This window comes from Agromyces zhanjiangensis, assembly GCF_040496055.1.
Taxonomy (GTDB): Bacteria; Actinomycetota; Actinomycetes; order Actinomycetales; family Microbacteriaceae; genus Agromyces; species Agromyces zhanjiangensis.
In genome coordinates, this window is the sequence record NZ_JBEPKB010000013.1 from 26,630 (window position 1) to 42,594 (window position 15,965).

General features: G+C 72.1%; 13 protein-coding genes. 7 read left to right on the plus strand and 6 right to left on the minus strand.

Annotated elements, in window-relative coordinates:
* Positions 1-42 precede the first annotated feature (42 nt).
* Genes glgX through ABME02_RS18150 form a run of 4 tightly spaced genes read left to right on the plus strand, consistent with a single transcriptional unit; the run spans position 43 to position 7,027 of the window.
* Positions 43-2,250 (plus strand): glycogen debranching protein GlgX, encoded by a 2,208-nt coding sequence (glgX, locus tag ABME02_RS18135; protein ID WP_353816763.1) that lies wholly within the window; start codon positions 43-45, stop codon positions 2,248-2,250.
* Positions 2,247-4,724, plus strand: a complete 2,478-nt coding sequence (treY, locus tag ABME02_RS18140; protein ID WP_353816764.1) for a malto-oligosyltrehalose synthase — start codon at positions 2,247-2,249, stop codon at positions 4,722-4,724. The genes glgX and treY overlap by 4 nt, the downstream gene beginning before the upstream one ends.
* Positions 4,721-6,487: a malto-oligosyltrehalose trehalohydrolase gene (gene treZ / locus ABME02_RS18145; RefSeq protein WP_353816765.1), complete on the plus strand. Its 1,767-nt coding sequence runs from the start codon at positions 4,721-4,723 to the stop codon at positions 6,485-6,487. The genes treY and treZ overlap by 4 nt, the downstream gene beginning before the upstream one ends.
* A 9-nt stretch (positions 6,488-6,496) precedes the next feature.
* Entirely contained in the window at positions 6,497-7,027 is a 531-nt protein-coding gene (locus ABME02_RS18150) for a ClbS/DfsB family four-helix bundle protein (protein WP_353816766.1), read from the plus strand.
* 25 nt (positions 7,028-7,052) lie between these two features.
* On the opposite strand, the gene ABME02_RS18155 is transcribed toward ABME02_RS18150, so the two are convergent.
* Positions 7,053-7,820: a DUF4386 domain-containing protein gene (locus ABME02_RS18155; protein ID WP_353816767.1), complete on the minus strand. Its 768-nt coding sequence runs from the start codon at positions 7,818-7,820 to the stop codon at positions 7,053-7,055.
* 90 nt (positions 7,821-7,910) lie between these two features.
* Here ABME02_RS18155 and ABME02_RS18160 point away from each other — a divergent pair, with 90 nt between their 5' ends.
* The gene (locus tag ABME02_RS18160) at positions 7,911-8,555 is read left to right on the plus strand and encodes a TetR/AcrR family transcriptional regulator (protein WP_353816768.1); all 645 of its coding nucleotides are present in this window, start codon (positions 7,911-7,913) and stop codon (positions 8,553-8,555) included.
* Positions 8,556-8,607: 52 nt separating this feature from the next.
* Here the strand turns inward: ABME02_RS18160 and ku are convergent, their stop codons facing one another.
* The gene (ku, locus tag ABME02_RS18165; protein WP_353816769.1) at positions 8,608-9,534 is read right to left on the minus strand and encodes a non-homologous end joining protein Ku; all 927 of its coding nucleotides are present in this window, start codon (positions 9,532-9,534) and stop codon (positions 8,608-8,610) included.
* A gap of 68 nt (positions 9,535-9,602) precedes the next feature.
* Between ku and ABME02_RS18170 the strand changes: the two genes are divergently transcribed.
* Both ABME02_RS18170 and ABME02_RS18175 read left to right on the plus strand, forming a co-directional pair.
* Positions 9,603-12,074: an ATP-dependent DNA ligase gene (locus ABME02_RS18170; RefSeq protein ID WP_353816770.1), complete on the plus strand. Its 2,472-nt coding sequence runs from the start codon at positions 9,603-9,605 to the stop codon at positions 12,072-12,074.
* A 54-nt stretch (positions 12,075-12,128) separates the two neighbouring features.
* Complete coding sequence (locus ABME02_RS18175; RefSeq protein ID WP_353816771.1) at positions 12,129-12,470, plus strand: DUF7882 family protein; 342 nt, start codon at positions 12,129-12,131, stop codon at positions 12,468-12,470.
* A gap of 25 nt (positions 12,471-12,495) precedes the next feature.
* Here the strand turns inward: ABME02_RS18175 and ABME02_RS18180 are convergent, their stop codons facing one another.
* The 4 genes from ABME02_RS18180 to ABME02_RS18195 form a co-directional block, all read right to left on the minus strand.
* Positions 12,496-13,650, minus strand: a complete 1,155-nt coding sequence (locus tag ABME02_RS18180) for a fatty acid desaturase family protein (protein WP_353816772.1) — start codon at positions 13,648-13,650, stop codon at positions 12,496-12,498.
* Between the two features lie 94 nt (positions 13,651-13,744).
* Positions 13,745-14,719: a DNA topoisomerase IB gene (locus tag ABME02_RS18185; protein WP_353816773.1), complete on the minus strand. Its 975-nt coding sequence runs from the start codon at positions 14,717-14,719 to the stop codon at positions 13,745-13,747.
* A gap of 10 nt (positions 14,720-14,729) precedes the next feature.
* On the minus strand, positions 14,730-15,002 hold the full coding sequence (locus ABME02_RS18190; protein WP_353816774.1) for a DUF7218 family protein: 273 nt from the start codon (positions 15,000-15,002) through the stop codon (positions 14,730-14,732).
* Positions 15,003-15,026: 24 nt separating this feature from the next.
* The gene (locus ABME02_RS18195; protein WP_353816775.1) at positions 15,027-15,908 is read right to left on the minus strand and encodes an SDR family oxidoreductase; all 882 of its coding nucleotides are present in this window, start codon (positions 15,906-15,908) and stop codon (positions 15,027-15,029) included.
* Between the last annotated feature and the right edge of the window lie 57 nt (positions 15,909-15,965).

The window sequence follows — 15,965 nt, forward strand, 5'->3', positions numbered from 1 at the left end:
TCCGCCCCCTACGATGGCCGGAAGCTCACCGTTGGGGGATGCATGCACAGTTGGCCCGGCTCCACGTACCCGCTCGGCGCGACGTTCGACGGCAACGGCACGAACTTCGCGCTGTTCAGCGAGGTCGCCGAGAAGGTCGAGCTCTGCCTGTTCGACAACCGGCGCCGTGAGAAGCGCGTCGAGCTCATCGACGTCGACGCCTTCATCTGGCACGCCTACCTGCCGCAGGTGCAGCCCGGGCAGCGGTACGGCTACCGGGTGCACGGGCCGAACGATCCGGCCGAGGGCCTCCGGTGCAACCCGAACAAGCTGCTGCTCGACCCGTACGCGAAGGCCGTCGAGGGCGAGCTCAACTGGAACCAGTCGCTGTTCGGCTACCAGTTCGACGACCCGGGCAAGCGCAACGACCAGAACTCCGCGAAGAGCATGATGCTCGGCGTCGTCACGAACCCGTTCTTCGACTGGTCGGGCGACCGGCATCCGCGCACGCCCTACGCCGCCTCGTTCATCTACGAGGCGCATGTGAAGGGACTCACCGAGACGCTGCCCGGTGTGCCGGAGGAGATCCGGGGCACGTACGCGGGCATAGGGCATCCGGTCGTCATCGAGCACCTGCGGAAGCTCGGCGTCACGGCCATCGAACTCATGCCGGTGCACCAGTACGTCAACGACGGCACCCTGCAGGAGAAGGGCCTGTCGAACTACTGGGGCTACAACACGATCGCCTTCTTTGCGCCCCACAACACGTACGCATCGACCGGCCAGCGCGGGGAGCAGGTGCAGGAGTTCAAGGCGATGGTGAAGGCGCTGCACGCCGCGGGCATCGAGGTGATCCTCGACGTCGTCTACAACCACACCGCCGAGGGCAACCACCTGGGGCCGACGCTCTCGATGCGCGGGATCGACAACGCCGCGTACTACCGCCTCGTCGACGACGACAAGCGGTTCTACATGGACTACACGGGCACCGGCAACTCGCTGAACGTCGGTCACCCGCACGCGCTGCAGCTCATCATGGACTCGCTGCGCTACTGGGTGCTCGAGATGCACGTCGACGGGTTCCGCTTCGACCTCGCGTCGACGCTCGCCCGTGAGTTCTACGAGGTCGACAAGCTGTCGACCTTCTTCGAGCTCGTGCAGCAGGACCCGGTGGTCTCGCAGGTGAAGCTCATCGCCGAGCCGTGGGACGTCGGCCCCGGCGGGTACCAGGTCGGCAACTTCCCGCCGCAGTGGACGGAGTGGAACGGCAAGTACCGCGACACGGTGCGCGACTTCTGGCGCGGCGAGCCGGCGACGCTCGGCGAGTTCGCGTCGAGGTTCACCGGCTCCGCCGACCTCTACGAGCACTCGGGGCGGCGGCCGGTCGCCTCCATCAACTTCGTCACCGCCCACGACGGCTTCACGCTGCGCGACCTCGTCTCGTACAACGAGAAGCACAACGACGCGAACGGCGAGGACGGCAAGGACGGCGAATCGCACAACCGCTCCTACAACCTCGGCGTCGAGGGGCCGACCGACGACCCCGAGATCCTCACCCTCAGGGCTCGTCAGCAGCGCAACTTCATCGCGACGCTGCTGCTGTCCCAGGGCGTGCCGATGCTCTCCCACGGTGACGAGCTCGGGCGCACGCAACGCGGCAACAACAACGTCTACGCGCAGGACGGCGAGCTCAGCTGGATCGACTGGGAGCACGCCGACCAGCCGCTCGTCGAGTTCACGGCGGCGGTCGCGAAGCTCCGGGCGGAGCACCCGACGTTCCGGCGGAGCCGGTTCTTCGACGGTCGACCCGTCCGCCAGCGCGAGGGCGGGCCCGTGCCCGACCTGGTCTGGCTGCGGCCCGACGGCACGACGATGGCGCCCGAGGACTGGGACGCGGGGTTCGGCAAGGCGATCGGCGTGTTCCTGAACGGCGAGGGCATCCGCGAGCGCGACCGCCGCGGCGAGCGGATCGTCGACCGGCACTTCATCGTGCTGTTCAACGCGCACGACGACACGGTCGAGTTCACGATCCCGCGCCACGAGCTCTCGCCGGAGTGGGAGGTGCTCATCGACACGGCCGGTCACCGTGCCGACAGCGCCCCGATCCAGCCGGGCGAGGTGATCCCGCTCGAGCAGCGCTCGCTCGTGGTGCTCCGCCAGCACGACCCGACGCCCGAAGAGGTCGATCACTCCGTCGCCGCGTCGCTGTCGGCGATGGTCGCGGCCGCGAAGGATGAGGCGCCCGCGCCGAAGACGGAGGCGGGCAAGTGACGGATGCCGCGGGGCGGGCGGGGCGCGGGCCGGCGGCCCGGGCGCCGCGGTCGACGTATCGGCTGCAGGTCCGCCCGTCGTTCGACCTGCACGATGCGGCGGACGCGGTCGAGTACCTCGATGCGCTCGGCGTCGACTGGCTCTACCTCTCGCCGATCCTGCCGTCCCGCGCGGGTTCGGACCACGGCTACGACGTCGTCGCGCACGACCGGGTCGACGCGGCGCGCGGGGGCGAGGCGGGGCTCGCGGCGGTGGCGGACGCCGCGCACGGCGCCGGGCGCGGCATCCTCGTCGACATCGTGCCCAACCACGTGGGCGTGGCGGATGCCGCGCAGAACGCGTGGTGGTGGAGCCTGCTGCGGCTCGGCCCCGACTCCCCGCACGCCGACGCCTTCGACGTCGACTGGGCGTTCACGGGTGGGAAGGTGCGCCTGCCCGTGCTCGGCGGCACGATCGAGGAGGCGGCGGCCGCCGGCGGCCTGCGCGTCGAGCACGGCGAACTGCGGTACTTCGAGCACCGGTTCCCGCTCGCACCGGGGTCGGCCGACGGCGCCGCGGACGGCGCGCCCGACGTGCTCGCGGTGCATGCGCGACAGCACTACGAGCTCGTGCACTGGCAGCGCGCCGACGCCGAGCTCAACTACCGCCGATTCTTCGCGGTCAACGAGCTCGCCGGCCTCCGCGTCGAACGACCCGACGTCTTCGACGCGACGCACGAGGCGATCGTGCGCTGGATCCGCGACGGCCTCGCCGACGGCCTGCGCATCGACCACCCCGACGGCCTCGCCCGGCCCGGCGCCTACCTCGCGCGGCTCGCGGAGGCGACGGGCGGCGCCTACGTGCTGGTCGAGAAGATCCTCGAGGGCGACGAGCCGCTGCCGCCGCACTGGTCGGCCGACGGCACGACGGGCTACGACGCGCTCGCCGACATCGACCGGGTGCTCGTCGATCCCGACGGCGAGGCGCCCCTCGACGCGCTCGATGCCAGGCTGCGCGCCGAGACCGGCATCGGCGGGCCGACCGACTGGCACGAGCTGATCCACGGCACGAAGCGCGGCATCGCCGACGGCATCCTGCGCAGCGAGGTGCTCCGACTCGAGCGGATGCTCCCCGAGCCGCGCCCCGCCGACGCCGCCGACGCGCTGGCGGAACTGCTCACGTGCTTCCCCGTCTACCGGTCGTACCTCCCGGCGGGTGCGGAGCACCTCGAGGCGGCCGCGCGCCTGGCGCGCGAGCACCGGCCCGACCTCGCGGCGACGATCGACGCCCTGCTGCCCGTGCTGGGTGATGCCGCCGACCCGGTCGCGGTGCGCTTCCAGCAGACGAGCGGCATGGTGATGGCCAAGGGCGTCGAGGACACGGCCTTCTACCGGTTCACGCGGCTCGGCTCGCTCACCGAGGTCGGCGGCGACCCGTCGGAGTTCGCGATCACCGTCGAGCGGTTCCACGAGCGGCAGGGCCACCGCCACTCCGAGTGGCCCCACTCGATGACGACGCTCTCGACGCACGACACCAAGCGCGGGGAGGACGTCCGCGCCCGCATCGACGTGCTGGCCGAGATCCCCGAGCGCTGGTCGATCGAGCTCGACGGGCTGCGCGCGACCGCCGGGTCGACCGGCGACGGCCCGTTCGACACGCTGCTCTGGCAGGCGATCATCGGTGCCTGGCCGATCCAGCGCGAACGGGTGCACGCGTACGCCGAGAAGGCCGCGCGCGAGGCATCCGTCTCGACGACGTGGACCGCGCCGGACGCCGCGTTCGAGGCCCGCATGCACGCCGTGATCGACCGCGCCTACGACGACCCCGCCGTGCACGCCCGGATCGAGGCGTTCGTCGCCTGGCTCGCGCCCGCCGGCTGGTCGAACTCGCTCTCGGCGAAGCTGCTGCAACTGACGATGCCCGGCGTGCCCGACGTGTACCAGGGGTCCGAGCTCTGGGAGACGAGCCTCGTCGACCCCGACAACCGACGTCCCGTCGACGTCGACCTGCGGCGACGCATGCTCGCCGAGCTCGACGACGCCGCCGGTCGGGGCGGGCTCCCGGTCGCGGATGCCACGGGCGCCGCCAAGCTCCTCGTCACCTCGCGGGCGCTCCGCGCCCGCCGCGACCACCCCGAGTGGTTCACGCGGTACCGGCCGCTCGAGGTGGTCGGGGGGGCCTCGCGGCATGCGATCGCGTTCGACCGCGGCGGGGCGGTCACCGTCGCGACCCGACTGCCCGTCGGGCTCGCCGCCCGCGCGGGCGCGGCGCCGGCGGCATCCGCCCCGATCGGGGCCTGGGGCGACACGGTCGTGCTCACGGCGGCCGGGCCGCTCGTCGACCTGCTCACCGGGCGGCGGCACGAGGGCGGAGCGCTGGCGCTCGCCGAGGTGCTCGCGACGTATCCGGTCGCGCTGCTCGCGCCCGCGGCATCCGCCTCACGTGAACCGGGACCCGACGGCCCGCGGGGCCACCACGAGGAGGCGACGCGATGATGCCCGAACTGTGGGCGCCGAATCCGACACGGGTCGCGCTGCGGCGACCGGGCCGCGCCGACGTGGCGATGCGGCGCGACGACCGTGACCGGTGGCACGCCGACGTCGAGCTCGAACCCGGCGACGAGTACGGCTTCGTGCTCGACGACGACCATCGGGCACTGCCCGACCCGCGGTCGCTGCGCCAGCCGCTCGGCGTGCACGAGCTGAGCGCTGCGTTCGACCTCGGTGCGCATGAGTGGGCGGATGCCGCATGGACCGGCCGGCAGCTCGCCGGCGGCTCCGTGTACGAACTGCACGTCGGCACCTGGACCACCGACGGCACGCTCGACTCCGCGATCGACCGCCTCGACCACCTCGTCGACCTCGGCGTCGACTTCGTCGAGCTGCTGCCCGTCAACGCGTTCAACGGCACGCACAACTGGGGGTACGACGGCGTGCTCTGGTACGCCGTGCACGAGGCGTACGGCGGGCCGGCCGCGTACCAGCGATTCGTCGACGCGTGCCACGCGCGCGGGCTCGCCGTCATCCAGGACGTCGTCTACAACCACCTCGGTCCGAGCGGCAACTACCTGCCGCGGTTCGGGCCGTACCTGCGCACGGCCGAGCGCAACACGTGGGGCGACTCCGTGAACCTCGACGAGCCCGAGGTGCGCCGGTACATCCTCGAGAACGCGATGACGTGGCTGCGCGACTTCCACGTCGACGGGCTGCGACTCGACGCGGTTCATGCGCTCCGCGACAGGTCGGAGCGGCACATCCTCCGCGAGCTCGCCGAGCACGCCGACGCGCTCTCGGCGCACCTCGGCCGGCCGCTCGCGCTCATCGCCGAGTCCGACCTCAACGACCCGACGCTCATCATGCCGCGCGAGGCGGGCGGCTACGGCCTGACCGCGCAGTGGAGCGACGACCACCACCACGCCATGCACGTCGCGCTCACGGGCGAGACCGCGGGGTACTACGCCGACTTCGCGCCGCTCGACGCGCTCGTGAAGACGACCACGCGCGGCTTCTTCCACGACGGCACGTACTCGTCGTTCCGCGAGCGCGACCACGGCCGGACGATCGACCGGGCGGTGCCGGGCTGGCGACTCGTCACGTTCACGCAGGACCACGACCAGGTCGGCAACCGCGCCGCGGGCGATCGCCTCTCGCCGGCGCTCGGCGAACGGCGACTGGCCGTCGCCGCGGTGCTGAACCTCACGACGCCGTTCACGCCCATGCTGTTCATGGGCGAGGAGTGGGGCGCCTCGACGCCCTGGGCGTTCTTCACGTCGCATCCGGAGCCCGAGCTCGGCCGCGCGACCGCGGAGGGCCGCATCGCGGAGTTCGCGCGCATGGGGTGGGACGAGTCGCTCGTGCCCGACCCGCAGGACCCGGAGACGTTCCGGCGTTCGAAGCTCGACTGGTCGGAGCCCGCCGACGCCGGCGGCGAGCACGCGAGGCTGCTCGACCTGCACCGGCGCCTGCTCGCGCTGCGGCGCGTCCGGCCCGAGCTCACGGACCCGGCGTTCGAGCACACGACGGCGTGGGCGGATGACGCGGCGGGCCGGTTCCGGATGGATCGAGGTGCCCCGGATGCCCGGGAGCGGGTCGTGGTGGTGGCGAACCTCGGCGCCTCGCCCTGGGAGGTCGAACTCGACGGGCCGCCGGAGGTGCTGCTCGCGACCGACCCCGACCTCGCCGCCGCGGGAACGCCCGATCGCATGCTCCGGCTCCCGCCCGAGACCGCCGCGATCCTCGCCGTCGGGCACGGATCGTAGGCTGGGCGCGTGAGCATCCCGCAGCACCGTGCCGACCTGGTCCGCCAGGCGGTCGACCGCTTCGCCGAGCTCGAGCGCGCGCTCGACGGCCTCGACGGCGTCGCGCTCCCCGGTCGTGACGAGCCGATGACGGATGCCGCAGCGCCGGAGCCGCGCGACCGCGATGCGGTCGACGTCGTCAACCACCTGCACGCCTGGCACGTGCTGCTGCTCGGCTGGCTGACGGCCGACGCCGCCCGCGAGGCGCCCGCGTACCCGGCCGACGGGTACACGTGGCGCGACCTCGATCGGCTGAACCGCGACCTGCGCGACCGGTACCGGGGCGACGGCGACCCCGCCGCTGCCCGCGAGCGGCTTCGAGCGAGCCACGATTCCGCTCTCGCCCGTCTGGATGGGATGACCGACGCCGAGATCTTCATCGTCGGGCGGGCCTGGCTCGGCGGCGCGAGCCTCGCCGAGCCGGCGCACGAGTGCCTCGGAGGGCACTACGCCTGGGCGCTGGGCGCCCTCGCAGGACCCGGCGCGCCGTCGGCCGGCTGACCCGCGGCGCCCGCGTGAGGGGCGCTCACGCCCGAAGTCGCGTGGTGTCGAGCCCGCGCACGATCAACCAGCCGGCGAGGACCAGTCCCTGCAGGCCGAGCGGTGCGGTGAGGGCCAGGTACGGCACGCCGACCACGTCCACGACGCGCGCCATCAGGAGGAGGCTGGCGGCGATCGCCGACACGACACCGACCATGCCCCAGATCGAGAGCCATGCCGGGACCATGCGCCACTTGAGGAGGATCACGAGGAAGAGGAGGTCGCCGAGCCCCATCGCCGTGATCACCGCGACGTGGTTGACGAGGTCGCGCCCGTTGCGCATGGTCTCGGCGAGGATGGCGTACGTCTCGGACGCCGGCGTGCCGGTCGCCGCGTCGTACCCCTGCGCCAGGTCGAGGAGGAGCGACAGCATGACGATCGCGAGGAGGTGGACCCCGCAGGCGACCAGTCGGAATCCGACGAAGCCGAGGCTGAGGGCCGCACTCGCGCGCCGCAGGATCGGATGGAGGACGAGCGCGAACCCGGCGTACGCGGCGACCATGGCGAACTGGAAGAGCGCGCCCGACACGAGTTCCGTCCGGCGCTGCGTCACCGATCCGAGGTAGTCCGCCTCCTCCAGCACGGGGATCACGCTGAGGATCCCGGCGACCGTCGCCACGAACACCAGGATCCCGGCCGTGCGTGCCGCGCGGCGGTCGGGTGTCGCGCGTGCCGCGCGGCGGTCGGGTGTCGCGCGTGCGCGCACGGCCGATTCGGTCGCACCGCTCCGCGATGCGTCGTGCTTCTGCCCCATCTTCGCCTCCTGTACACCTGTAAAGCCGACATGACAGCCGCAACTATACAGGTGTAAGGTCAGGAGTCCGGAGCCAAGTGAGGAGGCGCCATGTCCGCCCGACGACCGCTCACGCCTGGGCGCATCATCGCCGCCGCCGTCTCGCTGGCGGACGAGGGCGGCGTCTCCGCCGTGAGCATGCGCAAGGTCGCCGACTCGCTCGGCGTCGAGGCGATGGCGCTCTACCACCACGTGCCCAACAAGGACGCGATCGTCGACGCCGTCGTCGATTCGGTGTTCGCCGAGATCGAGGTCGCGCGCTCCGGTGCGGACTGGCGGGCCGACCTCGAGCGGGCGGGCTGGTCGACCCGGGCGGCCGTCGCGCGGCACAGCTGGGTCCTCGGGCTCATCGAGTCGCGGGACCACGTCGGCCCCCATCGACTGCGCCGACACGACGCGGTGCTCGGGATCCTCCTCGACGCAGGGTGCACGCCGATCGAGTCGGTCCTGGCGGTCTCCGTGCTCGACAGCTACGTCTACGGATTCGTGCTGCAGGAGAAGCAGCACGCGCTCGCCGAGCAGGGAGACGTCGAGCAGGCGGCCGGCCTGCTGCTCGACGGGTCCACGGACGACGTCCCGCACCTCCGTCGCGTCGCCGAGGCGGTGCTCGCGGGAGCGGCACCGAGCCAGGACGACGCGTTCGCCCACGGGCTCCGCGTGATCCTCGACGGGCTGCCATGCACTCGGCCGCGCTGACGGGCGGCCGGGGCCGAGCGATCGGTCGACCGAGGCCGATCGTCCGTGCGGGTCAGCCGGCCTTCTTCGTTCGCCGCTTCGCCGCGGGCTTCTCGTCGGACGAGTCGGACTTCGACCGCTTCGCACCCCCCGCCTTCGCGGCCGGCTCCGTCGCCGACCCGGACTTCGGCGAGGACGCCCCGGCACCCGCCCCGCCGCCGCGCTTCGCGGCGATCGACTGGCGCAGCGCTTCCATCAGGTCGATGACCTCGCCGCCCTCCTCCTCGGGCTGCTCGCCGAAGGTCGCGGCCGTGTCGAGTGCGTCACCCTGCTCGAGCTTCGCCTGGATCAGCGTGCGGAGCTCCTGCTGGTACTCGTCGACGAACTGCTCGGGCTCGAAGTCGTTCGAGAGGCTCTCGATGAGCTGCTTCGACAGGTCGAGTTCCTTCGACGTGATCTTCGCGGGCTCGTCGAGGGCGGGGAAGTTCGCCTGGCGGACCTCGTCGCTCCACAGGAGGGTCTGCACCATGAGGACGTCGCCGAACACGCGGAGCGCGGCGAGCCTCGTCTTCTGGCGCAGTGCCATCCGCACGACCGCCGTGCGGTCGGTCGACTCGAGGGCCTCGCGGAGCAGCACGTACGCCTTGTTCGACGCCGAGTCGGGTTCGAGGTAGTAGCTGCGATCGAACATGATCGGATCGATCTGGTCGGTCGGCACGAACTCGACGACCTCGATCTCGCGGCTGCGTTCGGCGGGCAGCGACTTGAGGTCCTCGTCGGTGATGATGACGGTCCGCTCCCCGTCGTCGTACGCCTTGTCGATGTGCTGGTAGGGCACGATCTCGCCGTCGATCTCGCACACGCGCTGGTAGCGGATGCGCCCGCCATCCGCGTCGTGCACCTGGTGCAGGGACACGTCGTGGTCCTCGGTCGCGCTGTACAGCTTGACGGGCACGTTGACGAGGCCGAACGTGACCGCCCCCTTCCACACGGCTCGCATGCCCCCAGTACACACCTCGCCCGCCTCGAGCGATACCCCTCGCCCCTCGCGGCGGGCAGGATGGGGACATGGCGCAGGGCCCCGCGCAACTGGTCGACGTCGATGGCCGTCGGCTCCGCCTGACGAGCCTCGACAAGGTCATGTACCCGGAGACCGGGATGACCAAGGGCGAGATGATCGCCTACTACGCCGAGATCGCGCCGGTCATGCTCCCGCACGTCGGGGGTCGGCCGATCACGCGCAAGCGCTGGGTGAACGGGGTCGGCACCCCGAGCCATCCGGAGCAGGCGTTCTTCGAGAAGAACCTCGAGCACGCGCCCGAGTGGATCCGCCGCGGCGTCCAGCACCATTCCGACGGCGACAAGGCGTACCCGATCGCCGACAGCCGCGCGACGCTCGTGTGGCTCGCGCAGATGGGCGCGATCGAGCTGCACGTGCCGCAGTGGCGCTTCGGGGCGTCGGGGGCACCCGCGAACCCCGACCGCATGGTGTTCGACCTCGACCCCGGCGAGGGGGTCGGCCTCGCCGACTGCGCCGAGGTCGCGCGGATGGTCCGCGACATCCTGCACCCGATGGGGCTCGATCCCGTGCCGGTGACGAGCGGCAGCAAGGGCATCCACCTGTACGCCCCGCTCGACGGCGCGCAGACCTCCGAGCAGGTGTCGGCGGTCGCCCACGAGCTCGCCCGCGCGCTCGAGGCCGACCACCCCGAGCTCGTCGTGTCGAGCATGCGCAAGACGCTCCGGTCGGGCCGCGTCCTCATCGACTGGAGCCAGAACAACGGCAGGAAGACGACGATCGCGCCGTACTCGCTGCGGGGCCGGTTCCGCCCGACGGTCGCGGCACCGCGCACATGGGAGGAACTCGATGACCCGGGCCTCCGCCAGCTCGAGGCCGACGAGGTGATCGAGCTCGTCGCCGAGCGCGGCGACCCGATGCTCGAGGTGACCGGCGCGTCCGCCGACGGGCCGCTCACCGCCTACCTCTCGATGCGCACGCCCGGGTCGACGCCCGAGCCCATGCCGGAGTCGGCGTGGGGCGTCGCGAACGACGGCGACCCGCGGTTCGTGATCCAGGAGCACCACGCGAGTCGCCTGCACTTCGACCTGCGCCTCGAGCGCGACGGGGTGCTGAAGAGCTGGGCGGTGCCGAAGGGCGTGCCGGACGACACGGGCACCAACCACCTCGCGGTGCAGACCGAGGACCACCCGATGGAGTACCTGGTCTTCGAGGGCGCCATCCCGGAGGGCCAGTACGGCGCCGGGTCGATGAGCGTGTGGGACACCGGCACATACGAGACCGAGAAGTGGCGCGACGACGAGGTCATCTTCACGCTGCACGGCAGGGTCGGTGGGCCCCTCGGGCGCGTGCGGCTCGCGCTCATCCGCACCGCTGGCGACGGCGAGAAGAGCCAGTGGCTGCTGCATCGCATGAAGGAGCAGCGCGCCGGCCCCGTCGAACCGCGCGGGGCGGATGCCGCGGCCGCGCCGGCCACGACGGAGGCACGGGCCGCGGGGCGGCGCGACGCCCGAGCGGTGCTGCGAGACCCCGTGCCGAAGCCGATGCTCGCGGTCCCCGGAACGGCAGGCCTCGTCGCGGGCGACGACTGGGCGATCGAGTGGAAGTGGGACGGGATCCGCGTGATCGCCCGCGTCGACGACGGCGTCGTCCGGCTCGTGAGCCGCAACTCCGTCGACCGGACCGCGACCTATCCCGAGCTCGCGGCGCTCGCGTCCGCGCTCCGTGCCGACGCCGTCGTCGACGGCGAGATCGTCGCGCTCGATGAGGAGGGGCGCCCGGACTTCGGCCTGCTGCAGCGGCGGATGAACCTCGGCAGGCCGCGCGAGATCGCCGCGGCCGCGGCATCCGTGCCGGTTCGACTGCACCTGTTCGACGTGCTCGAGATCGCGGGGACGCCGACGGTCGACGAGCCGTACGCCCGGCGGCGCGAACGGCTCGAACGCCTCGTGCGACCGGACGCCGAGGCGCCCGTCGACGTCCCGCCCGTCGTCGGACTCGACCCGGCGGCGGCGCTCGAGGAGGCGGAACGGCTCGGACTCGAGGGCATCGTCGCCAAGCGGCGCACCTCGCGCTACTCGCCCGGCGTCCGGAGCGACGACTGGGTCAAGGTCAAGCTCTCGCAGACGCAGGAGGTCGTCATCGGCGGGTACCGGATGGGGGAGGGGACACGGGCCGGCCGCATCCGCTCGCTGCTCGTCGGCGTGCCGACCCCCGACGGGCTGCGATACGCGGGCCGGGTCGGATCGGGCCTCCGCGAGCGCGAGAGCGAGAGGTTGCAGGGAGTGCTCGACGGGCTCGCGGTGGACGCGTCGCCGTTCGTCGAGGTGCCGGCGGCCGACGCCGCGGACGCCGTCTGGGTCAGGCCCGAGATCGTCGGCGAGATCGAATTCGGGGAGTGGACGCGCACGGGGGTGGCGCGGCATCCGCGGTGGCGAGGGCTCAGGCCGGACAAGTCACCCGGGGACGTGCGGTTCGAGGCCGGTTCGGGTTCGGGGGAGCCGGCTGGGAGCGGCCCGTGAGGTCCCGGTGACGGGTGATTTCGCCGGTACCCGCGTGGGGGTTAGTGTTCTGCCGTGGGAACCCTGTATTACGGCGACGCCGGAACGCCGATCGAGATCGACGACCGCGCACTCGCCCACCTGAAGATCGCCATCACGACGAAGCTCCGTCGCAACGAGAGCTTCACCCTGTCGTGGCGTCACGTCGACGGTTCGACGCGCGGCCGCAGTTCGCTGTGGCTGCACCCCGCGATCCCGCTCCGGTTCGTGTTCGAGACGCCCGAGGCGGGCGAGCTCGACCGGGAGTGGATCGAGGACCTCATGCGCGGTGCGAACTCCGGCGGCGGCATCGTGCTCGACCTCGAGCGCACCGACGCCGAGCAGCGCCCGGGACCGAAGCCGGTCGAGGCGGCCTAGCGGTCGAGTTCGGCCGGCGCCCTGCTCAGCGGCGCCGCAGCTCGCCGGCCGCCGGGCAGTCGAACGGGTCGCGGGCCGCGAGGCCGACCCGGTTCAGGTACCGGACGACGATGCCGTACGAGTCCACGAGCGTCGTCTCGGTGTAGGGGATGCCGAGTGACCGGCAGTGCTCCCGCACGATCTCGCGTGCTCGACCGAGGTGCGGTCGCGGCATGCTCGGGAACAGGTGGTGCTCGACCTGGTGGTTGAGGCCGCCCATGAGCGGGCTCGTCCACCGGCCCGTGATGTTGCGGCTCGTCAGCACCTGCTTGCTCAGGAAGTCGAGCTTCGCGTCGGCCGGGACGATCGGCATGCCCTTGTGGTTGGGCGCGAACGAGGCCCCCATGTAGACGCCGAAGACGGCCAGCTGCACGCCGAGGAACGCGAACGCCATGCCGAGCGGCAGCGCCCAGAAGACCACGGCGACGTAGGCGCCGAGCCGCAGCGCGATGAGCGAGAGCTCGAGGGCGCGGCCAGGGATCGCTCGACGCTCGAACAGCGATCGGATCGAGGTCACGTGCAGGTTCAGGCCCTCGAGGAGGAGCAGGGGGAAGAACAGCCAGCCCTGGCGACGGGTGATCCAGCCGATGAGGCCGCGCTGGCGCGCCGCGTCCTCCTCGATGAACGAGATCGTGTCGAACTCGATGTCCGGGTCCTTGCCGATCCGGTTCGGGTTCGCGTGGTGGCGCGTGTGCTTGGTCATCCACCACTGGTAGCTGATGCCGACCATGACGGTCGCGACGAAGCGCCCCACCCGGTCGTTGGCCCGGCCCGAGGTGAGCACGGCGCGATGCGACGCCTCATGGGCGAAGAAGGCGAACTGCGTGAAGATGATGCCCAGCGCGGCGGCGATGAGCAGCTGGTACCAGGTGTCGCCGAGCAGGACGAACCCGGTGATCGCACCCCCCAGCGCGAGGACGAGGCCGCCCACGAGCAGTGAGTAGAAGACCGGCGTGCGGCGGAGCAGCCCGCTCTCCTTGATCACCTGGGACAGTGCCGCGTAGCTCTGGGTCACGCCCGGACGATCGCCGCGCGGCTTCGTGGAGCGGATCGCACCGAGGTGCGATGAGGGGATGAGTGAAGTGCTGATGATCCGGCCCGTCGTCGTCGTCGACTTCCCAGCCGGTGTGTTCACGGGCATCCGCCCGCTGTCGATATCCCAAGCGTACGTGCGCATATGTACCGCCGGACGTACGTGGGGACGATACCCAGCAGACGCACGGTCGGCGTGCGGATCACCCCACGTCGTCGACGAGCAGCTGCAGCAGGGCGCGCTCGCGGCCCCCGCCGAGGCGGGCCAGCCGGCCGTGCTCGTACGCCTCCACGACGCGCGGGTCGACGTAGCTCGCCCTCGCGATCGCGGGGGTGTTGCCGAGGACCTCGCTCGCGCGCATGATCGCCTCGCGGACCGCGGCGGCCCGCGCCCGGGACGTCCCGGCGGTGCCGATCTCGGCGAGCCGGTCCGCGGCGGCGATCGTGCCCCGCAACGTCCGGAAGTCCTTCGCCGTGAAGTCGCCGCCCGTCCGCGATCGGATGTCCTCGTTGACGTCGACGGGGCCGAGCGGTCGCATCCGCCGGCCCTCGGTGAACGCGTACAGCCGCGCGCCGGGCGAGCGTCCGGACATGCCGTCCACGAAGGCCGCGAGCCCCGGATCCACGAGCACGACCTCCTGCGCGACGCCCCCCTTCGCGCGGAACCGGAGCCGCACGGCGTCCGCGCCGTCCAGGTGGGCGTTCCGCACGAGCAGCGTCGTCAGCCCGCGGCTGCGGGCCTGCGCGAGCGACTCCTCAGACCCGATGCGGATGGCGCCGAGGTCGAGCGTGCGGAACGCGGCGGCCAGCACCCGCTCACGCAGCAGTTCATCGCGCGCCAGGTCGCGACGGACGCCGCGGCGCGCGGCGGGAAGCACCCCGGCGAGCGCGGCCATCCGCTCGAACTTCTCCGCGTCCTGCCGCTCGCGCCAGACCGGGTGGTAGAGGTACTGGCGACGGCCGGCGGCGTCGACGCCGACCGCGAGGATGTGCGCGTTCGGCGCCTCGGAGATCCACACCTCCGTCCACGCGGGCGGGATCGCGAGATCGGCGATGCGGTTCCGGTCGGCACGATCGGCGAGCGAGCCGTCGGCGTGCCGGTACGCGAAGCCCCGGCCGCTGCGTCGGCGGGTCAGCCCCGGCGACGCGTACGGTTCGACGCGTCGCAGTCGCGGCATCCGTCGCCCCTCAGTGGTTGCGGAGGGCGTCGATGAGCTCGCCCTTGCGCATGTCGCTGTAGCCCGTGAGGCCGAGCTCCTTGGCCCGCTCCTTCAGCTCGGGCACGGTCCAGTCGTCGTAGCTGCCGGACTCCCCGCCCGCGCGGCCGACCGAGCTGCGGCCGCGCGCCGCGGCCGCGTTCGAGATGCGGGCCGCCTTCTCCTTGGAGGCGCCGTCGTCGCGGAGCTCCTCGTAGAGCTCCGGGTCCTTCAGCGAGTTCTGCCCTCGTCGGTTGCCGGGCATGTCCTGCTCCTTCCCCTCGCCGCCTCAGAGCGGCGTGCCCCCCGTGACCGGGAGGATCGCCCCGGACGTGAACGACGCGTCATCCGACGCGAGGTAGACGTACGCGCCCGCCAGCTCGGCGGGTTGCCCGGCGCGACCCAGCGGCGTGTCCTGCCCGAAGCGCGGGAGCGTGTCCGGCCATCCCGTCGACGGGATGAGCGGGGTCCAGATCGGCCCGGGGGCGACCGAGTTGACGCGGATGCCCCGGGGTCCGAGTTCCTCGGCGAGCGCCTTCGTGAACGCCACGAGCGCCGCCTTGGTCATCGCGTAGTCCACCAGCCGGGACGAGGGATCGAAGCCCTGGATCGACGACGTCGTGATGATCGACGATCCCGCGTCCATGCGTGGCACCGCCGCCCGGGCCAGGAAGACGCTCGCGTAGAGGTTGACGCGCATGACCTCGTCGAAGTCGTCGGTCGGCACCTCGTCGATGCCGCCGCGGTCGCGCTGGTGCGCGGCGTTCAGCACGAGGAGGTCGATGCCGCCGAACGCGTCGCAGGTGCGCTTCACGAGGTCGGCGCAGTGCTGCTCGTCCACGAGGTCGCCGGGCAGCAGCTCGGCGCGGCGCCCCGCGTCGCGGATCCAGTACGCGGTCGCCTCGGCATCCTCCTGCTCGCCGGCGAGGTACGAGATCGCGACATCGGCGCCTTCCCTGGCGAACGCGATCGCGACGGCCCGGCCGATGCCTGAGTCGCCGCCGGTGATCAGCGCTCGGCGCCCGGCCAGCCGTCGCGCGCCGCGATAGCTGTATTCGCCGTGGTCGGGTTGCGGGGTCATGCGCGGGGTCATGCCCGGTGGGAACTGCTCCTGCTGGGGGAACGGCTCCGCGGTGTGCTTCGTGGTCGGGTCCACCAGGTGGTCGTGCACCGGGACCTCCTCATCCGAATGTCCGTTCGGTCACGCTACGCGGATGCGCCGGATGGT